The sequence below is a fragment of the Mesorhizobium sp. WSM4823 genome (assembly GCF_055811195.1).
In genome coordinates, this window is the sequence record NZ_JBVVQL010000003.1 from 433,129 (window position 1) to 450,834 (window position 17,706).

Annotated in this window: 15 protein-coding genes and 1 pseudogene; 4 read left to right on the top strand and 12 right to left on the bottom strand. The window is 62.8% G+C overall.

Annotated features, from left to right (window positions below; genetic code table 11):
- Positions 1-30: 30 nt before the first annotated feature.
- Positions 31-1,440, bottom strand: a complete 1,410-nt coding sequence (gene uxaC / locus AC0L26_RS10855; protein ID WP_473632713.1) for a glucuronate isomerase — start codon at positions 1,438-1,440, stop codon at positions 31-33.
- Between the two features lie 162 nt (positions 1,441-1,602).
- Here uxaC and AC0L26_RS10860 point away from each other — a divergent pair, with 162 nt between their 5' ends.
- On the top strand, positions 1,603-3,087 hold the full coding sequence (locus AC0L26_RS10860; protein WP_473632503.1) for a mannitol dehydrogenase family protein: 1,485 nt from the start codon (positions 1,603-1,605) through the stop codon (positions 3,085-3,087).
- Between the two features lie 52 nt (positions 3,088-3,139).
- Here the strand turns inward: AC0L26_RS10860 and lepB are convergent, their stop codons facing one another.
- The 8 genes and pseudogenes from lepB to AC0L26_RS10900 all read right to left on the bottom strand — a co-directional run.
- Positions 3,140-4,099, bottom strand: coding sequence for a signal peptidase I (gene lepB / locus AC0L26_RS10865; RefSeq protein ID WP_473632504.1), 960 nt, complete (start codon positions 4,097-4,099; stop codon positions 3,140-3,142).
- 93 nt (positions 4,100-4,192) lie between these two features.
- The gene (locus tag AC0L26_RS10870) at positions 4,193-4,600 is read right to left on the bottom strand and encodes a F0F1 ATP synthase subunit epsilon (protein WP_473632505.1); all 408 of its coding nucleotides are present in this window, start codon (positions 4,598-4,600) and stop codon (positions 4,193-4,195) included.
- A gap of 101 nt (positions 4,601-4,701) precedes the next feature.
- Positions 4,702-6,285 carry a F0F1 ATP synthase subunit beta gene (gene atpD / locus AC0L26_RS10875; protein WP_473632506.1) on the bottom strand — a complete coding sequence of 528 codons (1,584 nt, stop codon included), beginning with the start codon at positions 6,283-6,285 and terminating at the stop codon, positions 4,702-4,704.
- A 73-nt stretch (positions 6,286-6,358) separates the two neighbouring features.
- A complete protein-coding gene (locus AC0L26_RS10880; RefSeq protein ID WP_473632507.1) occupies positions 6,359-7,243 on the bottom strand; it encodes a F0F1 ATP synthase subunit gamma in 885 nt (294 codons plus the stop codon).
- Positions 7,244-7,276: 33 nt separating this feature from the next.
- A complete protein-coding gene (atpA, locus tag AC0L26_RS10885; RefSeq protein WP_127206280.1) occupies positions 7,277-8,806 on the bottom strand; it encodes a F0F1 ATP synthase subunit alpha in 1,530 nt (509 codons plus the stop codon).
- Complete coding sequence (locus tag AC0L26_RS10890; RefSeq protein WP_473632508.1) at positions 8,806-9,366, bottom strand: F0F1 ATP synthase subunit delta; 561 nt, start codon at positions 9,364-9,366, stop codon at positions 8,806-8,808. Before AC0L26_RS10890 ends, atpA begins: the two co-directional genes overlap by 1 nt.
- Positions 9,367-9,601: 235 nt before the next feature.
- The gene (locus AC0L26_RS10895) at positions 9,602-9,997 is read right to left on the bottom strand and encodes an AGROH133_08824 family phage infection protein (RefSeq protein ID WP_352928386.1); all 396 of its coding nucleotides are present in this window, start codon (positions 9,995-9,997) and stop codon (positions 9,602-9,604) included.
- 118 nt (positions 9,998-10,115) lie between these two features.
- Positions 10,116-10,308 (bottom strand): annotated as a pseudogene (locus AC0L26_RS10900) (aspartate/glutamate racemase); the annotation flags it as partial.
- Between the two features lie 64 nt (positions 10,309-10,372).
- On the opposite strand from AC0L26_RS10900, the gene AC0L26_RS10905 reads away from it, so the two are divergent.
- Together AC0L26_RS10905 and AC0L26_RS10910 are read left to right on the top strand one after the other, a co-directional pair.
- Positions 10,373-10,615 (top strand): type II toxin-antitoxin system Phd/YefM family antitoxin, encoded by a 243-nt coding sequence (locus tag AC0L26_RS10905; RefSeq protein ID WP_352928388.1) that lies wholly within the window; start codon positions 10,373-10,375, stop codon positions 10,613-10,615.
- A gap of 196 nt (positions 10,616-10,811) precedes the next feature.
- Entirely contained in the window at positions 10,812-11,024 is a 213-nt protein-coding gene (locus AC0L26_RS10910) for a PIN domain-containing protein (protein WP_473632714.1), read from the top strand.
- A gap of 14 nt (positions 11,025-11,038) precedes the next feature.
- On the opposite strand, the gene AC0L26_RS10915 is transcribed toward AC0L26_RS10910, so the two are convergent.
- Positions 11,039-13,222: a primosomal protein N' gene (locus AC0L26_RS10915; protein ID WP_473632509.1), complete on the bottom strand. Its 2,184-nt coding sequence runs from the start codon at positions 13,220-13,222 to the stop codon at positions 11,039-11,041.
- 90 nt (positions 13,223-13,312) lie between these two features.
- Between AC0L26_RS10915 and fsa the strand changes: the two genes are divergently transcribed.
- On the top strand, positions 13,313-13,966 hold the full coding sequence (gene fsa / locus AC0L26_RS10920) for a fructose-6-phosphate aldolase (protein WP_352928393.1): 654 nt from the start codon (positions 13,313-13,315) through the stop codon (positions 13,964-13,966).
- Positions 13,967-14,334: 368 nt separating this feature from the next.
- On the opposite strand, the gene AC0L26_RS10925 is transcribed toward fsa, so the two are convergent.
- Positions 14,335-14,925, bottom strand: coding sequence for an LPS assembly lipoprotein LptE (locus tag AC0L26_RS10925; protein ID WP_473632510.1), 591 nt, complete (start codon positions 14,923-14,925; stop codon positions 14,335-14,337).
- Positions 14,912-17,602: a leucine--tRNA ligase gene (gene leuS / locus AC0L26_RS10930; RefSeq protein WP_473632511.1), complete on the bottom strand. Its 2,691-nt coding sequence runs from the start codon at positions 17,600-17,602 to the stop codon at positions 14,912-14,914. The genes AC0L26_RS10925 and leuS overlap by 14 nt, the downstream gene beginning before the upstream one ends.
- Positions 17,603-17,706 lie beyond the last annotated feature (104 nt).

Sequence of the window (17,706 nt, forward strand, 5' to 3'; positions counted from 1 at the left end):
CTCCCGTTTGAGCGATGGCGGCAAGCGCCGTTAGAGCCGGTACGCCTTTTTTGCCAGCGTATAGGCCAGATCCTGCGCCAGCTCGTGCGCCTCGTCCTCGCGGAGCCGGTGCTCGGCGACGAGACGCGCAAGAAAGGCGCAATCGACCCGACGCGCCACATCGTGGCGAGCCGGGATGGATGGAAAGGCGCGGGTGTCGTCGTTGAAGCCGACGGTGTTGTAGAAGCCGGCGGTCTCGGTCGTCATCTCGCGGAACCGGCGCATGCCCTCCGGGCTGTCGTGGAACCACCAGGCCGGCCCGAGCTTCAGCGCCGGGTAGACGCCGGCGAGCGGCGCCAGCTCGCGCGCATAGCTGGTCTCGTCGAGCGTGAAGACGATGACGGTAAGCTCGCGCTCCAGGCCGACGCAGTCGAGCAGCGGCTTCAGCGCCGTTACATAGTCGGTTCTGGTTGGGATATCGAAGCCCTTGTCCCTGCCGAACCTCTGAAACATAGCCGGCGAATGGTTGCGCCAGGAGCCGGGATGGATTTGCAAGACGAGCCCGTCATCGCGGCTCATCTTGGCCATCTCGGTCAGCATCTGGGCGCGAAACAGTTTTCGCTCGCGCTCGTCCTCCGAGCCCCGGCGGATGCGGCTGAACAGCTCGGCGGCAGCGGCATCTGAAAGATTGGCGGTCTCCACCGTCGAATGGCCGTGATCCGACGCGGTCGCGCCGAAACTCTTGAAGAAGGCTCGCCGCTGGCGATGCGCGTCGAGATAGCCGGCCCAATTGCCGGTGTCGCAGCCGGTGATTGCTCCGAGCTGGTCGAGATTGGCCGAAAACCCTTCGAAATCGGGATCGACGACCGCGTCCGGCCGATAGGCGGTGACGACGCGTCCCTGCCAGCCGCTGTCGCGGATCATCTGGTGCCATCTGAGATCGTCGAGCGCGCCTTCGGTTGTCGCGATGAGCTCGATGTTGAAGCGTTCGAACAACGCTCGCGGGCGAAAATTCTCCCGCTGCAGCAAGGTTGAGATCGTGTCGTAATGGCGGTCGGCGGTTGCGGCCGTCAGCGGCTCTTCGATGCCGAACAGGTGCGCAAGCACATGGTCGAGCCACAGCCGTGTCGGCGTGCCGCGGAACAGATAATAGTGCTCGGCGAAGCGCCGCCAGATTGTCCTGCCGTCGGTCTCCACCGGCGAGCCGTCGAGCGTTGGCACGCCGAGATCCTCGAGGCGGATGCCCTGGCTGAACAGCATGCGGAAAATGTAATGATCCGGCACAACAACCAATTGCGCCGGATCGGCAAATGTCTCGTTGAGCGCATACCAGCGCGGATCAGTGTGACCATGCGGGCTGACGATCGGCAGGTCCTTCACCCCGGCGTAAAGGTCGCGGGCAAGCGAACGCGGACGCGTCTCCGATGGAAACAGCAAATCCGGATCGGTCAGTACGGCCACCATCAATCCTCCCAATGCGGCAATCGGTAGGATTGGAAAGAAATAATGTCAACATACAAAAATCAGATTGTTATATGATGACTGGATGGCGGCGACCCATTGTGCGGGAGGGAAACGAATGTTACGCCGCTGCCAACCGTACCTCCGGACGACCACCGCACCATGACCAACAGACGCCTTTCCAACAACACGCTGCAGGCATTGCCGGCTTCGGTCGCGGTCCCTGGATATGATCGCGACCGGATCGTGCCGGGCATCGTCCATCTCGGCGTCGGCGCGTTCCACCGCGCCCATCAGGCAGCCTATATCGACGACTGCCTGGCGGCTGGAGAGACGGATTGGGGCATTGTCGGCGTCTCGCTGCGCAGCGCCGATACAAGCGACGCGCTGGGGCCGCAGGACGGGCTCTACTCGCTGGCGATCAGGAGCAGCGGCAGCGAAAGCCTGCGCGTCGTCGGCTCTATCCTGTCGATGCTGGTGGCCCCGCAAGATCCGGGCGCGGTGCTGGCCGCGCTGACTGATCCGCGCACACGCATCGTCACGCTGACGATCACCGAAAAGGCCTATCTCAGGTCGGCGGGTGGCGGACTGGACACAGCCCATCCCGCTATCGTCCACGATTTGGCCAACCCGCAGATGCCGCGAACGGCGCACGGTTTCCTCGTCGAATCGCTTTCGCGCCGCCGCGCCGCCGGTATCCAGCCATTTACTGTGCTCTGCTGCGACAATCTCCCGGCCAATGGCGCCACGCTGCACCGGCTGCTGGTCGAGTTCGCCGCTTTGCGCAACACCGATCTCGCCCGCCATATCGCCGACGAGGTGGCGTTTCCGTCGAGCATGGTCGATCGCATCGTGCCGGCGACCACCGGTGCCGACCGGGCGCGGATATCAGGCCAGCTCGGCGTCGAGGACGCCTGGCCTGTCATGACCGAGCCGTTCTGCCAATGGGTGGTCGAAGACGATTTTCCGGCGGGCAGGCCGGCCTGGGAAAAGTTCGGCGTCACCATGGTCGGCGACGTCGGGCCGTTCGAGGACATGAAGCTGCGCCTGCTCAACGGCTCGCACTCGGCCATAGCCTATCTCGGCCTGCTCAGCGGCCATGAGACGGTCGACCGCGCCTTCGCCGATCCGGCGATCCGGCAATTCGTCGACAGATTATGGGCCGAGGCTATCCCCACGCTGCCGCAAGATGTCGGGCTCGATACGGCCGACTACACGGCCCAGCTTGCCGAGCGCTTTTCGAACACCGCGCTTGCCCACCGGACGGCGCAGATCGCCAATGACGGCAGTCAGAAACTGCCGCAGCGCATCGTCGCCTCCGCCATGGAACGGCTGAGCGGCGGCGCCCTGCCCGCGCATCTCATGCTGGTGGTGGCCGCCTGGGTCGCCGCCTGCGAGGCGCGCGGCAATGCCTTGCCGGAAAGCCATTTCACCGATCCGCTCGATGCGGCGCTGGCCGCGCTCGACACCCGGCGCCAGTCGGCTAAGGACGCCGCAATGGCGGTGTTCGACCTGGCCGGCTTCGCCAAGGGCGGTGCCGAGCGCCTGACGCTGATCGACCTCGCGGCCGCCCATCTCGAGCGCCTGCGGCGGGGCGGAGTGGCCGCTGCTTTCACGGCGCTGGGCATACAGAGCGCGAAAACATGAGGCAGAACCGCCCGCAATCGTGCGTGCGGTGGAGGCGCTAACACGCGTGAGCCTATTTGCCCCGACCATCCAGCGTTTGCCGAGAAGAATAATCTTTGCCCTTTGAATTCCAGTACAGCCGCACCGCCTTGCCGACCAGATTTTCGAAGGGAACCATTCCCACGCGGAATCGGCTATCGCTGGAGTTGTCGCGATTGTCGCCGAGCATGAAATAGTGACCTTCCGGCACGATCCAGGCCATCGTATCGTCACCGACCGATCCGTCCGTCAGACTGAGAATGGAATAAGAAACTCCATTCGGCAAAGTTTCCCGCTGCTGTTTCGCCGGCCCTGTGTCTTCAGAGGAATACGGACCGATGTCTTCCAATCGAACCGGCACGTCATTGATGTGGAGTAAACCAGCGATCATCTGAATCTTTTCGCCCGGAAGACCAATGACTCTTTTGACGGAGTCTGTGCTGGGCTCGGACGGCAGCCTGAACACGACAATGTCTCCCTGCTGCGGCGCCACGCCGAAGACGCGATCGTCGACAGGCAAAAGTCCGAAAGGCACACTGTAGCGGCTATAGCCATATGCGAGCTTGGAGGCGAAAAAATAGTCCCCGTCCACCAGCGTCGGCACCATGCTGCTGGACGGCACGGAAAAAGACTGGAACAAGAACGAGCGGATCGCGAAGGCGACCGGATAAGACGTTACAAAGACGAGTGCCAGTACCGAAAGCCCATGCGCATACCACTTGTCCGGCTTGAACCGGGGCGCAAAGGGCAAGACCAACGCCGCTGACAAGATCGCCAAGCCGACAGTTGAGAGATCGGCCAGCCCTGACACATCCTTGCCCGAAAGCACCGGAAATCCGATCCAGCAAAGAGCGACACCCACGACCACAGTTACGATCCAGCTTATGACAGCCAGCTTGCCGCTTCCAATCCAAAGAAAGCCGCCGAACGGACCGCCAAAGACCGACACCAGGGCCGTCGACCATCTGGATCTCGACTTCGTTTCTTCAGTCACAGGCTACCGCCCCCAAGGCAGACAAGGCAGGACTGTCCATCAAACAAAAAAGCGAGGCAAGCCTCGCTTTTGCAATTGCCGGACTGATCTTCTTCAGGCAGGCAATATCGCCCCTTCGAGCGTGGTGAGCTGGCTAAGGAACTGCTCGGCCTTGGTACGGGTCTGATCGTCCTTGGCGTCGGCGGCGTCTTCCCTGGCTTCCTGGATGCGGCGGGCAAGGTCGGCGCGGTCGATATCGCCGACGGCGACCGCCGATTCTGCGAGCAGCGTGCAGCCGGCAGGAACGATGTCGGCGAAGCCGCCGAACACCACGTAGCGTTCTTCCTTGCCTGCGGTGGTCCTAACCGTGACGACGCCCGGCTTGATCGTGGTCATGACCGGCGCGTGATGCGCCATGACGGTCATTTCGCCTTCGGCGCCCGGAATGACGACGGACTCGACCTGCTCGGAAACCAGCAGGCGCTCCGGCGAGACCAGTTCGAATTGGAAAGCTTCAGCCATGATCAATTTAGCGAGTAGGGAATAGCGAGTAGCGAATAGTCTAAGAACTTCGCCTGCTCACATCGCCCCTATTCGCTACTCCCTATTCGCTATTCGCTTCTTTACGCCGCTTCAGCCGCCAGGCGCTGTGCCTTCTCGACCGCTTCCTCGATGCCGCCAACCATGTAGAAGGCGGCTTCCGGCAGGTGGTCATAGTCGCCGTTGCAGAGACCCTTGAAGCCCTTGATGGTGTCCGCGAGGTCGACCAGCTTGCCCGGCGCGCCGGTGAACACTTCGGCGACGAAGAAGGGCTGCGACAGGAAGCGCTCGATCTTGCGGGCGCGGGCCACCGTCTGCTTGTCCTCTTCCGACAGCTCGTCCATGCCCAGGATGGCGATGATGTCCTGCAGCGACTTGTAGCGCTGAAGGATCGACTGCACCTGGCGGGCAACCTGGTAGTGCTCTTCGCCGACGACCATCGGGTCGAGCATGCGCGAGGTCGAATCGAGCGGATCGACGGCCGGATAGATGCCCTTTTCCGAAATCGCGCGGTTGAGCACGGTCGTCGCGTCGAGGTGGGCGAACGAGGTCGCCGGCGCCGGGTCGGTCAGATCGTCGGCCGGCACGTAGATCGCCTGCACCGAGGTGATCGAGCCCTTGGTCGTCGTCGTGATGCGCTCCTGCAGCGCACCCATATCGGTGGCCAGCGTCGGCTGGTAGCCCACGGCCGAAGGAATACGGCCGAGCAGCGCCGACACTTCGGAACCGGCCTGCGTGAAGCGGAAGATGTTGTCGACGAAGAACAGCACGTCCTGGCCCTGGTCGCGGAAATATTCGGCGACCGTCAGGCCGGTCAGGCCGACGCGGGCGCGGGCGCCCGGCGGCTCGTTCATCTGGCCGTAGACGAGCGCCGCCTTGGATCCTTCGCCGCCGCCCTTCTTGTTGACGCCGGACTCGATGAACTCGTGATAGAGGTCATTACCTTCGCGGGTACGCTCGCCGACGCCGGCGAACACCGAGAAGCCGCCATGCGCCTTGGCGACGTTGTTGATCAGTTCCTGGATCAGCACCGTCTTGCCGACGCCGGCGCCGCCGAACAGGCCGATCTTGCCGCCGCGGGCATAGGGCGCAAGCAGGTCGAGAACCTTGATGCCGGTGACCAGGATCTGCGCTTCGGTCGACTGCTCGACATAAGTCGGGGCCGGCTGGTGGATGGAGCGCATCTCGATGCCGTCGACCGGCCCTGCCTCGTCGACCGGCTCGCCGATGACGTTGATGATGCGGCCGAGCATGCCCGGGCCGACCGGCACCGTGATCGGCGCGCCGGTGTCATAGACCTCCTGGCCGCGAACCAGACCTTCGGTCGAGTCCATGGCGATGCAGCGCACCGTGTTCTCGCCGAGATGCTGGGCCACCTCAAGCACGAGGCGATTGCCGACATTGGACGTTTCCAGCGCGTTCAGGATCGCCGGCAAATGTTCGCCGAACTGCACGTCGACAACGGCGCCGATGACCTGGCGAACCTTGCCGGCCAAGCCAGTCTTCTTGATGGCCACGGTCGGTGCCTTCGCCGCAACAGCCGTGGCGGGTGCTGCCGCCTTCTTGGCCGGAGCGGCCTTTGCTGCCGCTGCCGGAGCTTTTGCCGGGGCTGCCGCCTTCGCGGCGGTCTTCGGGGCCGCCTTCTGGGGGGTCGCTGCTTTCGCCATCGTCTTTACCCTTTTCGTCTCTTTGTTTCTCACGCGATCCGCCTGAAGGTCACAGACCTTCGTGGGAGCACGCCTAGAGCGCCTCGGCGCCCGAAATGATTTCGATCAATTCCTTGGTGATCTGCGCCTGCCGCTGGCGGTTATAGGTGATCGACAATTTGTTGATCATATCGCCGGCGTTGCGCGTCGCATTGTCCATGGCGCTCATCTTGGCGCCCATCTCGCCGGCCGCGTTTTCGAGCAGCGCACGGAAAACCTGCACGGAGATGTTGCGCGGGATGAGGTCGGAGAGGATTTCGCCCGGCTCCGGCTCGTATTCATAGACGGCATTGCCGCCGTTGGTCGTCTCGGCGGCAGCGGAAGATACGCCTGCCGGGATGATCTGCTGCGTCGTCGGGACCTGGCTGATCACGGACCTGAACTGCGAATAGAACAGCGTGCAGATATCGAAGCCGCCCTCGTTGAAGAGCTGGATGACTTTCTTGGCAATGGCATCGGCATTGACGAAGCCCAGCGTCTTCACCTCGCGCAGGTCGACGCGCTCGATGATCAGCTCTGCGTAGTCGCGGCGCAGGATGTCGAACCCTTTTTTGCCGACGCAGATGATCTTGACCTTCTTGCCGCCGGCCAGAAGCTTGCGGATGTGGTCGCGGGCAAAGCGTGCGATCTGCGAATTGAAGCCGCCGCACAGACCACGCTCGGCAGTGCAGACGAGGAGCAGATGCACGTCGTCCTTGCCGGTGCCGGTCATCAGCGCCGGGGCCTCGCCGCCGCCGCCGATCGCCTGGGTGATGTTGGCCAGCACCGCGCCCATGCGCTCCGAATAGGGGCGCGCGGCCTCCGCCGCCTCTTGCGCGCGGCGCAGCTTCGCCGCGGCGACCATCTGCATCGCCTTGGTGATCTTCTGCGTCGCCTTGACCGAGGCGATACGGTTACGAAGGTCTTTTAATGAAGGCATGCTTCAAACCTGATCCCGTCCGTCCGGCTTCGTTCAAGCGAAGGTCTTGGCGAAGGTGTCGATCTCCGCCTTCAGCTTGGCGCGTAGATCGTCCGACAGCGCCTTCTCCTTGCGGATGCCGTCGAGCACCTCCTTGCCGGCCGAGCGCATGTGGCTGAGCAAGCCATGCTCGAACTTGCTGACCTGGTCGATCGCCAGCTTGTCGAGATAGCCGTTGACGCCGGCGAAGATCACCGCGACCTGTTCCTCGACCTTGAGCGGCGAGAATTGCGGCTGCTTCAGGAGTTCGGTCAGACGCGCACCGCGGTTGAGCAGGCGCTGCGTGGCGGCGTCGAGGTCGGAGCCGAACTGAGCGAAGGCCGCCATTTCGCGGTACTGCGCGAGCTCGCCCTTGATCGAGCCGGCGACCTGCTTCATCGCCTTGATCTGCGCCGAGGAGCCGACGCGCGACACCGACAGGCCGACATTGACCGCCGGGCGGACGCCCTGGAAGAACAGATTGGTTTCCAGGAAGATCTGGCCGTCGGTGATCGAGATGACGTTGGTCGGGATGTAGGCCGACACGTCGTTGGCCTGGGTCTCGATGATCGGCAACGCCGTCAGCGAGCCGCCGCCATTGTCGTCATTGAGCTTGGCGGCCCGCTCCAGAAGGCGCGAGTGCAGGTAGAAAACGTCGCCCGGATAGGCTTCGCGGCCCGGCGGGCGGCGCAGCAGCAGCGACATCTGGCGATAGGCGACGGCCTGCTTCGACAGATCGTCGTAGCTGATCAGCGCATGCATGCCGTTGTCGCGGAAATATTCGCCCATGGTGCAGGCGGTGAACGGCGCCAGGAACTGCATCGGCGCCGGATCGGAAGCGGTGGCGGCGACGATGATCGAATAGTCGAGCGCGCCGCGCTCTTCGAGAACTTTCACGAACTGCGCGACGGTCGAGCGCTTCTGGCCGACGGCGACGTAGACGCAGTAGAGCTTTTCCTTCTCCGGCCCGTGGTCGTGCACCGATTTCTGGTTGAGCATCGTGTCGAGGATGATCGCGGTCTTGCCGGTCTGGCGATCGCCGATCACCAGCTCGCGCTGGCCGCGGCCGACCGGGATCAGCGCGTCGATGGCCTTGAGGCCGGTCGACATCGGCTCGTTCACCGATTTGCGCGGAATGATGCCGGGCGCCTTGACGTCGACGCGCTTGCGCTCGGTCGCCTGGATCGGCCCCTTGCCGTCGATCGGATTGCCGAGCGCGTCGACGACGCGGCCGAGCAGGCCCATGCCGACAGGCGTATCGACGATGGCGCCGGTGCGCTTAACGATGTCGCCTTCCTTGATGTCGCGGTCGGCGCCGAAGATGACGACGCCGACATTGTCGGCTTCGAGGTTGAGCGCCATCCCGCGGATGCCGCCGGGGAACTCGACCATCTCGCCGGCCTGGACGTTGTCGAGGCCATAGACGCGGGCGATGCCGTCACCGACGGACAAAACCTGGCCGACTTCGGAGACCTCGGCCTCCTTGCCGAAATTCTTGATCTGGTCTTTCAGAATTGCGGAAATTTCCGCGGCGCGGATGTCCATCAGCCGACCTCTTTCAGTGCAAGCTTGAGCGAATTGAGTTTGGTTTTGAGCGACGTATCGATTTGGCGCGAGCCGATCTTGACCACCAGCCCGCCGAGCAGCGACGGATCGACGGTCACGGTGATCGCGACATCCTTGCCGGCAACGCTTTTCAGCGCCGCCTTCAGCTCGGTTTGCTGGGCGCCCGTCAGCGCATGCGCCGAAGTGACTTCAGCTGATGTCTCGCCACGGTGCTCGGCGGCGATCTGGCGGAACGCCTTGATCATGCCTGGTACCGCGAACAGCCGGCGGTTCTGGGCGACGACGCGCAGGAAATTGCCGGTGAGGCCGGTGATCCCTGCCTTGTCGGCGATCGCAGCAATGGCCTTGGCCTGGTCCTCGCTGGAGAACACCGGGCTATTGATCAGGCGGGTAAGGTCGGCACTGCCTTCGAGCATCGCCGCGAAACTGTTGAGGTCGGCCTCGACCTTGGCGACCAAATTCGCCTGGAGCGCGAGTTCGAACAGCGAACCTGCATAGCGCTCTGCGACACCTGAGATTGGCGATGACGATTGGGCCACGGACCGTCTTTTCTCTTATCTGAGGGGCCGCAGATTGTTGGCGCGAGCGAAAACTCTGGCTAAATCTTTGACCTTACTGCATTTTTCCAAGCACGGAGGCGCGGCTTCCGCTATCCCCGGCCGAAAGTCGATTGCCGTCTAGCACAGGCATTTTAAGACCGCAATGCGTCGTCCTGCATGGTTTTCAGGCACTATTGTCGCATCCGGCGGCGGAGTTCAGTCGAAGCCTTTGGATTCAAGACACAAAGCCGAAGGCAAAGGCAAGCGGCAGCGCCGCCAGCACCAGTTCCACCGCGATGGAAACCCAGTTGAAAGGCGTGTTGGCGCCGTCCGACATCATCGACAGCAGCCGGCCGAAGGCGGTGAACAGCCAGGAAAAGCCAAGCGCCATGTAGAGCAGCGGCTGCGCCAGCAGAATGCAACACAGGCTGACGCCGAGATAAAAGCCCGACATCCTGCCGCGCCCTTCGGCGATCGCCGCCACCCTTTCGGGCTTGACCTGCAGCCGCAGGATGCGGAAGGCCAGCTCCGGCGCCAGGAACAGCAGCAGCCCGAACAGCAAGGTCACGACGGCGCTCGACCATGCCAGCCACTCGCCCTGGCTCATCGGCCATGGAAAGGCAAATTCCATCTTGTCCCCCTCGTAAATTGCCGTTTCGAAATTTCGGGCATTCTAGCGGAGGAAAAGCCCGGCGCCAGATGGTGGCCGGCACTTTAGAAATGGTGGCCGGCACTTTAGAAAAAGCGCATCAAGAGAGCGCGAATGCTACCGCCGCCTCGGCATGGATGCGCGTCGTATCGAATACCGGAATGTCGAAATCCGGCTGGCCGATCGGCATGGTGCTCGGTGCAGCCCATGATGATGCCGTCGATCTTTTCATCGCGCCTACGGGCGATTTCGTCGATGTAGGCCACCTTTGGTTCGGTCCCAAGGGTTTTACAGGAACTGTTCCTTTCGCGGTCCAATTCCTAAATATGACCACATGAGACCACAAGGAGAACCGCAATGAAAACCATGCAGGTTCGGGAGGCAAAGGCAGGGTTCTCAGCGCTCGTCGAGGCTGCGGAGAGCGGCGAGCCCACTATTATCACAAAGCACGGTAAGCCAGCAGCGGCTGTAGTGTCGGTCGAAGACTTGCAAAAGCTATATCCGGTCGCACGTCGAAACTTCGGCGAGTTTCTTCTGACCTATCCAGGAGGGATCGAGCTTGAAAGGAACGAGTCACCGTCGCGGGATATCGATCTTTGAGCCGCTATCTTATCGATACTTCCATCTTATCCACGTTCGCGCCCGGCAGGCCGCCGCTTGCGAAAAATGTCGGCACATGGATCGTAGCCCAAGGTGAAAAGCAAGGGCTCTTCATACCGATCGTGCGGGGGCCACAAAGCGCGCGGAGAGTCTCACTGCCTGGCTTAACGACACCATCGAAGGATTTGCAGATCAAATTCTAGAAGTCGATGCGGACATAGCGCGAAGAGCGGGCAGAATGGAGGAAGCAGCCTCTGCGAAAGGGAAGAATCCTGGCCTCGCGGACATACTAATCGCCGCCACGGCGGCAGCTAACGAGCTTACCGTAATTACGGCAAACGTCAGGCATTTTAAAGCGCTTGGCGTTTGGTGCTGGAATATCCTGCAAGACCCGCCAAGCCCCGACTAAGTCACGCCCCACGCTCACAAAAAGCTCTGCGGATCGATATCGACCTGTACACGCACCGAGCCCCGTATCTTCGGCCCGTCGGCCAGCATGGCGCGGATGAAGCCTTGCATGTCGGCGCGCCGCTCGCCCTGGATCAGCAAGCGGAAGCGATGACGTCCGCCGAGCAATGACAGCGGCGCTTCGGCCGGTCCGAGCACGAACAGGTCGGCGGCTTCTGGCGCGGCGCGGCGCAGGGCCCTTGCATGGCCCTCGGCTTCCGCCCGCGTCACAGCACTGACGATGACACCAGCGAGCCGACCAAAGGGCGGCAGTGCCGCCCGCTCGCGCTCGGCGATCTCGCGCTCGTAAAAAGCCTCGGCGTCGCCGGAGACGATCGCCCGCATCACCGGGTGATCGGGCTGGAAGGTCTGCAGCAGGCCGAGGCTCTTCTTGCCGGTTCTTCCTGCGCGGCCGGTCACCTGGCTAAGCAACTGGAAGGTGCGTTCGGCGGCGCGCGGATCGCCATTGGCGAGACCGAGATCGGCGTCGACCACGCCGACCAAAGTCATATTGGGAAAGTTGTGGCCTTTGGCGACGAGTTGCGTGCCGATGACGATGTCGGCCTCGCCATTGGCGATTGCTTCAAGCTCCAGCCTCAGCCGCCGCACACCGCCCATCAGGTCGGACGACAAGACGATGGTGCGGGCGTCGGGGAAATGCGCGACGACCTCCTCGGCGATGCGCTCGACGCCCGGCCCGCAGGCGACCAGATGGTCGAGCGTGCCACATTCCGGGCAGGCCTCGGGGCGCCGCTCATTATGTCCGCAATGGTGGCAGACGAGCTGGCCGCGAAAGCGATGCTCGACCAGCCAGGCCGAGCAGACCGGGCAGCCGAAGCGGTGGCCGCAGACCCGGCACAGCGTCAGCGGCGCATAGCCGCGCCGGTTAAGGAACAGCAGAGACTGTTCCTTTTTCTCCAGCGTCTGCCGCATTTGGCCAAGCAGCACCGGCGACAGGAAGCCGCCGCGCGCCGGCGGGGCGCGGCGCATGTCGATCGTCTTCAGATCGGGAAGCGCCGCCTCGGCAAAGCGCGCCGAAAGCACTGCCCTGTTATAGCGGCCTTGGCTCGCATTGACCCGGCTCTCGACCGACGGCGTCGCCGACGCGAGCACGACCGGAAAGCCGCCAATATGGCCGCGCACCACCGCCATGTCGCGGGCGTTATAGAAGACGCGGTCTTCCTGCTTGTAGGCAGGGTCGTGCTCCTCGTCGACGACGATCAGCCCAAGCTCCTTGAACGGCAGGAACAACGCCGAGCGCGCGCCGGCAACCACGCGCACGCCGCCTTCCGCCACTTGCCGCCAGACACGCTCACGCATCCTTGGCGGCAGGTCCGAGTGCCATTCCGCCGGCTTGGCGCCGAACCGTTCCTGGAAGCGCTCGAGGAAGGCGTGGGTCAGCGCGATCTCCGGCAGCAGGATCAGCACCTGCTTGCCATGGTCGAGCGCCGCCCCCACCGCCTCGAAATAGACCTCCGTCTTGCCGGACCCGGTCACGCCGTCGAGCAGCGTGACGCCGAATGCGCCGGCCGCGACATTGGTGCGCAGCATGGCGGCCGCATCGCTCTGGTCCGGCATCAGCGAAGGCTGGGCGTAGCTTGGGTCGGGTGCTGCGACCACCGGTCGCGGCGGGATCATCACCGTCTCGAACACGCCTTGCGCCTTCAACCCGTCGATGACGGTCGACGACACGCCGGCTGCATGTGCCAGCCCGGACCGCGTCCAGGCGAGCCCGCCTTCGGCTGTTTCCAGCACGCGCATCCGCGCACCTGTCATCCGGTCGGGGTTGGCGAAGGTGCGTTGCAGCCCTTCGATCCACGGTTCGGGGTCGAAGGCCTCCGGTGCCCGTAGCAGCATGCGCGCCACCATGCCGGGCGGCGACAGCGTGTATTGCGCGATCCAGTCGACGAAGCGGCGCATGGCGCGGTCGATCGGCGGACAGTCAAAGACCTGCTCGATCGGGCGCAGTTTTTTGGTATCCACCTTTTCGACGGCGCCGTCCCAGACGATGCCGGCAACCTGGCGAGGGCCGAGCGGCACGCGCACGATCGAACCCGGCACCACGCACATGCCGGCGGGCACGGCATAAGTGTAAGGGCGCTCGGCGGGCATCGGCACCAGGACCGGTGCAGCCGCGACATAGGGCGAATCTTCCATCATCAGGCGTGACCTTGCCCCGACTTTGGTCTAGAGCAAAGGCCGACCCCAAATGTGCATGGCATGCACATGAAAATCTTCAGGAGACCCGCCATGAAATTTTTTGTCGACACTGCCGATGTCAAGGAAATCCGTGACCTGAACGATCTGGGGCTGCTCGACGGCGTTACCACCAATCCTTCGCTGATCCTCAAATCCGGAGGCAAGATCGCCGACGTCACCAGGGAGATCTGCGAAATCGTCAAGGGCCCGGTCTCGGCCGAAGTCGTCGCCACCGAATACAAGGATATGATGGCGGAGGCCAAGATCCTGGCCAGGATCGCCGACAATGTCTGCATCAAGGTGCCGCTGACGCTCGACGGCCTGAGAGCCTGTAAGGATATCCGGTCGGACGGCCGCATGGTCAATGTCACGCTCTGCTTCTCGGCGACCCAGGCGCTGCTCGCCGCCAAGGCCGGCGCCTCCTTCATCTCGCCCTTCGTCGGCCGTATCGACGACAGCGGCTGGGACGGCATGGAACTGATCTCGGACATCCGCACCATCTACGACAATTATGATTTCCAGACCGAGATCCTGACCGCTTCGGTGCGCACCGTGAACCATGTCAAGCAGGCCGCACTGATCGGCGCCGACGTCATCACCGCGCCGCCGGCAACGCTGAAGGCGCTGGTCAAGCACCCGCTGACCGACAAGGGCCTGGAGCAGTTCCTCGCTGATTGGGCCAAGACCGGCCAGAAGATCGGCTGAAGCGAAGATCGGCGGCCATCACGCCTTCGTCATCCTGGGGCGGAGCAAGGAGCGCAGCGACGCGGCGCAGACCCCAGGATCCATGCCGTGACCGTTGCCGAAGAAGTGCGGCGGCCTAGACTAGAATGGTGCCCGTAGCCGCGACCGTACGCCCTTCAGGGGCCGGCTACGTATGACCGTAAGCCGTGCGAAGGCGCTCGATTCTGGCCCTTCTTCGTTTACCACACACGTTACGGCATGGATCCCAGGGTCTCCGCGACGTCGCTTCGCTCCTGCTCCGCCCTGGGATGACGAAGGGAGAGGTGTTTCGGCCAATCTCGAGGGCATGCCGCTGAGGTGATTTTATCAGCTGTCGCTGTGCCGACGCTCTAACCCGCCGCCACCGTCTTGCCGTGCTTGACCAGATCCTGGGCGATCGACAGGCGCAGCAGTTCCGCCAGTTCGCGCGCCGCGCGGTTCTCGGCATCGATCTGCGCCCGATAGGTGGCAAACTCCTGACGGGGCTTGTCGTAGGACGATGCTATCGAGCGCCTGCCGGTCGCAATCCTCGTGCCGGTTTTGGCGTCGGTCAGCACATAATTCGCGGTCAGTGTCACCGTGCCCGCCGTCGGCTCGTCCTCATCGGTCGTGATCTGCACAGTTGCGGCGGACTCAACAATTTCGGAAACGCCGAGATCGAGCGAATAGGCAGGTGAAGCCGGCTCCCCCGCACCCTGACCCAACGCGAAGATCAGGTTGTTGCGGACCTGCTGGGCGTAGCGGGTTTTGACCGGCTTGATCGAGATGGACGCGAGTTCGGCGGCGGCGCCAACTTGCGAGCCGGCCGACAGCGGCGCGCTCGAATAGAGCGGGCGCACCGTGCAGGCCGAAACCAGCGCAACCGAAGCGACCAGGCCGAAAAGGGCGATACGGCGCAGCAAATACGTTACTTCTGTCTTCCCTAAGTCAGGCAACGACATTGACGATCCTCTGCGGGACGATGATCACTTTGCGCGGCGCCTTACCTTCGAGCGCTTTCTGCACGAAGTCGAGAGCCAGAACCGCTTTTTCGACCGCACCTTGGTCCGCGTCGCGGGCAATTGTCAAATCGCCGCGCTTCTTGCCGTTGACCTGGACCGGCAGCACGATCTCGCTGTCGACGACCAGCGCCGGATCATAGACCGGCCACGGCCGTTCGGCGACAAATCCTGTCCCGCCCAAGGTCGACCAGCATTCGTCAGCCAGATGCGGCATCATGGGTGCGATCATGATGACGAGCATTTCCAGTGCCTGACGCAACGCTGGAGCATTTTCCGGGTTCAGACTTCTGCCACCCAAGACATTGTCCCCGCTGAGCTCACTTTTGCTGGCCGTGAAGGCGCCGGCGGGCGCAAGCGCCTGGATAGCATTGACCAATTCATAGAGCCGGGCGATGCCTTTGTTGAAAGCGATCCTCTCGATATCCTCCGCCACCTGCTTGGCGGCACGATGCGCCATACGCGACAGTTCAAGCGCAGGACCGGAAACGCCTTGTGCAGGTGATACCCCTGCCAGCGCGGGCGCTGCCTCCGACACCTGACGCCAGACGCGCTGTACGAAGCGGTGTGCGCCCTCGACGCCAGCTTCCGTCCAAATCACGTCGCGGTCGGGCGGCGAGTCGGACAGCACGAACCAGCGTGCGGTATCAGCGCCGTAGTTTGCCAAGATATCGTCGGGATCGACGACATTCTTCTTCGACTTCGACATTTTCTCGATCGCGCCGATCTCTACCGGCGTGCCGTCGCTGATCAAAGCCGCCTTTCGCTCCCCTTCGACCATGTCAACCCTGACCTCCGCCGGAGTGACATACTGGCCGTTGGCGCCGCTGCCGATACGGTAGGTCTCGTGCACAACCATGCCTTGGGTAAACAGGCCATCGAACGGCTCTTCGACCACATTGAGATGGCCAGTCGCCTTCATGGCGCGGGTGAAGAAGCGCGAATAGAGCAGGTGCAGGATCGCATGCTCGACACCGCCGATGTATTGGTTGACCGGCAGCCAGCCGTTCTTGCCATCGACCGCGGCCATCGTCGTCGGCGCAGCCTCGTTCCACGGGTCTGTGAAGCGCGCGAAATACCACGATGAATCGACAAACGTGTCCATCGTATCGGTGTCGCGCCGCGCCGGCTTGCCACATTGCGGACAGTCGACATGCTTCCACGTCGGATGATTGTCTAGCGGATTACCTGGCTTGTCGAAGGACAGGTGATCCGGCAACTCGACCGGCAAATTCTCGGCGCGCACGGGCACGGCGCCGCAATCGTCGCAATAAATCACCGGTATTGGCGCGCCCCAACAACGTTGGCGCGACACCAGCCAATCGCGCAGCCGGAACTGCACGTTGCGCTCAGCCTGCGGCCGATTGCCGATAGCGATGCCTGACAGCCTGGTCGCTACCTCATCGAATGCGGCCTGTGGCGTCATACCATCAAGGAAGCGCGAATTGATCATCACGCCGTCGTCGGTATAGGCCTCCTCAGTGATCTGGAAGGTCGTGGCGTCGGCGCCTTCCGGCATCACTACCGGAATGACCGGCAGCCCGTATTTATTGGCGAAGTCGAGATCGCGCTGATCGCCAGACGGACAGCCGAAGATGGCACCCGTGCCATAGTCCATCAGCACGAAATTCGCGACAAAAACCGGCAGCGTCCAGCTCTCGTCAAACGGATGAACGACCCGGATGCCAGTATCAAACCCCTTTTTCTCGGCGGTCTCGATCTCAGCAGTCGCCGTACCGCCGCGCTTGATATCCTTGATGAAGGCGGCCAACTCGGAGTTGTCTTCCGCAGCTCTTTTCGCCAACGGATGATCTGCCGCAATTGCCATGGACGAGGCGCCGAAAATAGTGTCGGGCCGGGTCGTGTAGACCTCAAGCTCGCGCTCGCCGGCGGGCGCCGTAGCGGCAGCCAGCGGCCAGCGTATCAGCAGGCCTTCCGAGCGGCCAATCCAGTTGGCCTGCATCAGCTTGACCTTGTCCGGCCAGCGCTCCAGCGTCGACAGGCCGTCCAGCAATTCCTGCGCCATCGAGGTAATCTTGAAGAACCATTGCGTCAGGTCGCGCTGCTCGACCAATGCGCCGGATCGCCAGCCGCGCCCATCGATGACCTGTTCATTGGCGAGCACCGTCATATCGACCGGATCCCAATTGACCTTCGCCGATTTGCGCTCGGCCAGCCCGGCCTTCCAAAAATCCAGGAACATCTTCTGCTGGTGCTTGTAGTAGCTCGCATCGCAGGTGGCGAACTCGCGGGCCCAATCCCACGAAAGGCCCATCGACTTCAACTGGCCCTTCATCGTTTTGATATTGGCGTAGGTCCAATCGCGTGGATTAACATTGTTGTCGCGCGCCGCGTTTTCGGCCGGCAGGCCGAAGGCATCCCAGCCGATCGGGTGCAGCACGTTGAAACCCTTGGCCCGCTTGTAGCGCGCCACCACGTCGCCCATCGTATAGTTGCGCACATGGCCGATATGGATGCGCCCCGACGGATAAGGGAACATCTCCAGCATGTAGTATTTCGGGCGCGGGTCGTCGTTGTGCGCTTCAAACAGCTTCTTTTCAGCCCAGGCCTTCTGCCATTTGGGCTCTGATGCGCGCGGATTGTATCGTTCGGTTGCCATTGGATGTTTTTCACTTAAAAGCAGGCGCAAACGGCCGGACAATGCCCGGCGGCTCAGGAAATGTCGTCGCGGTGTTCACCATGGATTGCCGGACCCGTCAACTG

Coding starts and splice junctions, on each gene's coding strand:
- AC0L26_RS10880 (WP_473632507.1), bottom strand. CDS start 7,243: ATGCCTTCATTAAAAGACCTTCGTAACCGTATCGCCTCGGTCAAGGCG.
- leuS (WP_473632511.1), bottom strand. CDS start 17,602: ATGGCAACCGAACGATACAATCCGCGCGCATCAGAGCCCAAATGGCAG.
- AC0L26_RS10895 (WP_352928386.1), bottom strand. CDS start 9,997: ATGGAATTTGCCTTTCCATGGCCGATGAGCCAGGGCGAGTGGCTGGCA.
- fsa (WP_352928393.1), top strand. CDS start 13,313: ATGAAATTTTTTGTCGACACTGCCGATGTCAAGGAAATCCGTGACCTG.
- AC0L26_RS10905 (WP_352928388.1), top strand. CDS start 10,373: ATGAAAACCATGCAGGTTCGGGAGGCAAAGGCAGGGTTCTCAGCGCTC.
- atpA (WP_127206280.1), bottom strand. CDS start 8,806: ATGGACATCCGCGCCGCGGAAATTTCCGCAATTCTGAAAGACCAGATC.
- AC0L26_RS10915 (WP_473632509.1), bottom strand. CDS start 13,222: ATGATGGAAGATTCGCCCTATGTCGCGGCTGCACCGGTCCTGGTGCCG.
- AC0L26_RS10925 (WP_473632510.1), bottom strand. CDS start 14,925: ATGTCGTTGCCTGACTTAGGGAAGACAGAAGTAACGTATTTGCTGCGC.
- atpD (WP_473632506.1), bottom strand. CDS start 6,285: ATGGCGAAAGCAGCGACCCCCCAGAAGGCGGCCCCGAAGACCGCCGCG.
- AC0L26_RS10860 (WP_473632503.1), top strand. CDS start 1,603: ATGACCAACAGACGCCTTTCCAACAACACGCTGCAGGCATTGCCGGCT.
- AC0L26_RS10870 (WP_473632505.1), bottom strand. CDS start 4,600: ATGGCTGAAGCTTTCCAATTCGAACTGGTCTCGCCGGAGCGCCTGCTG.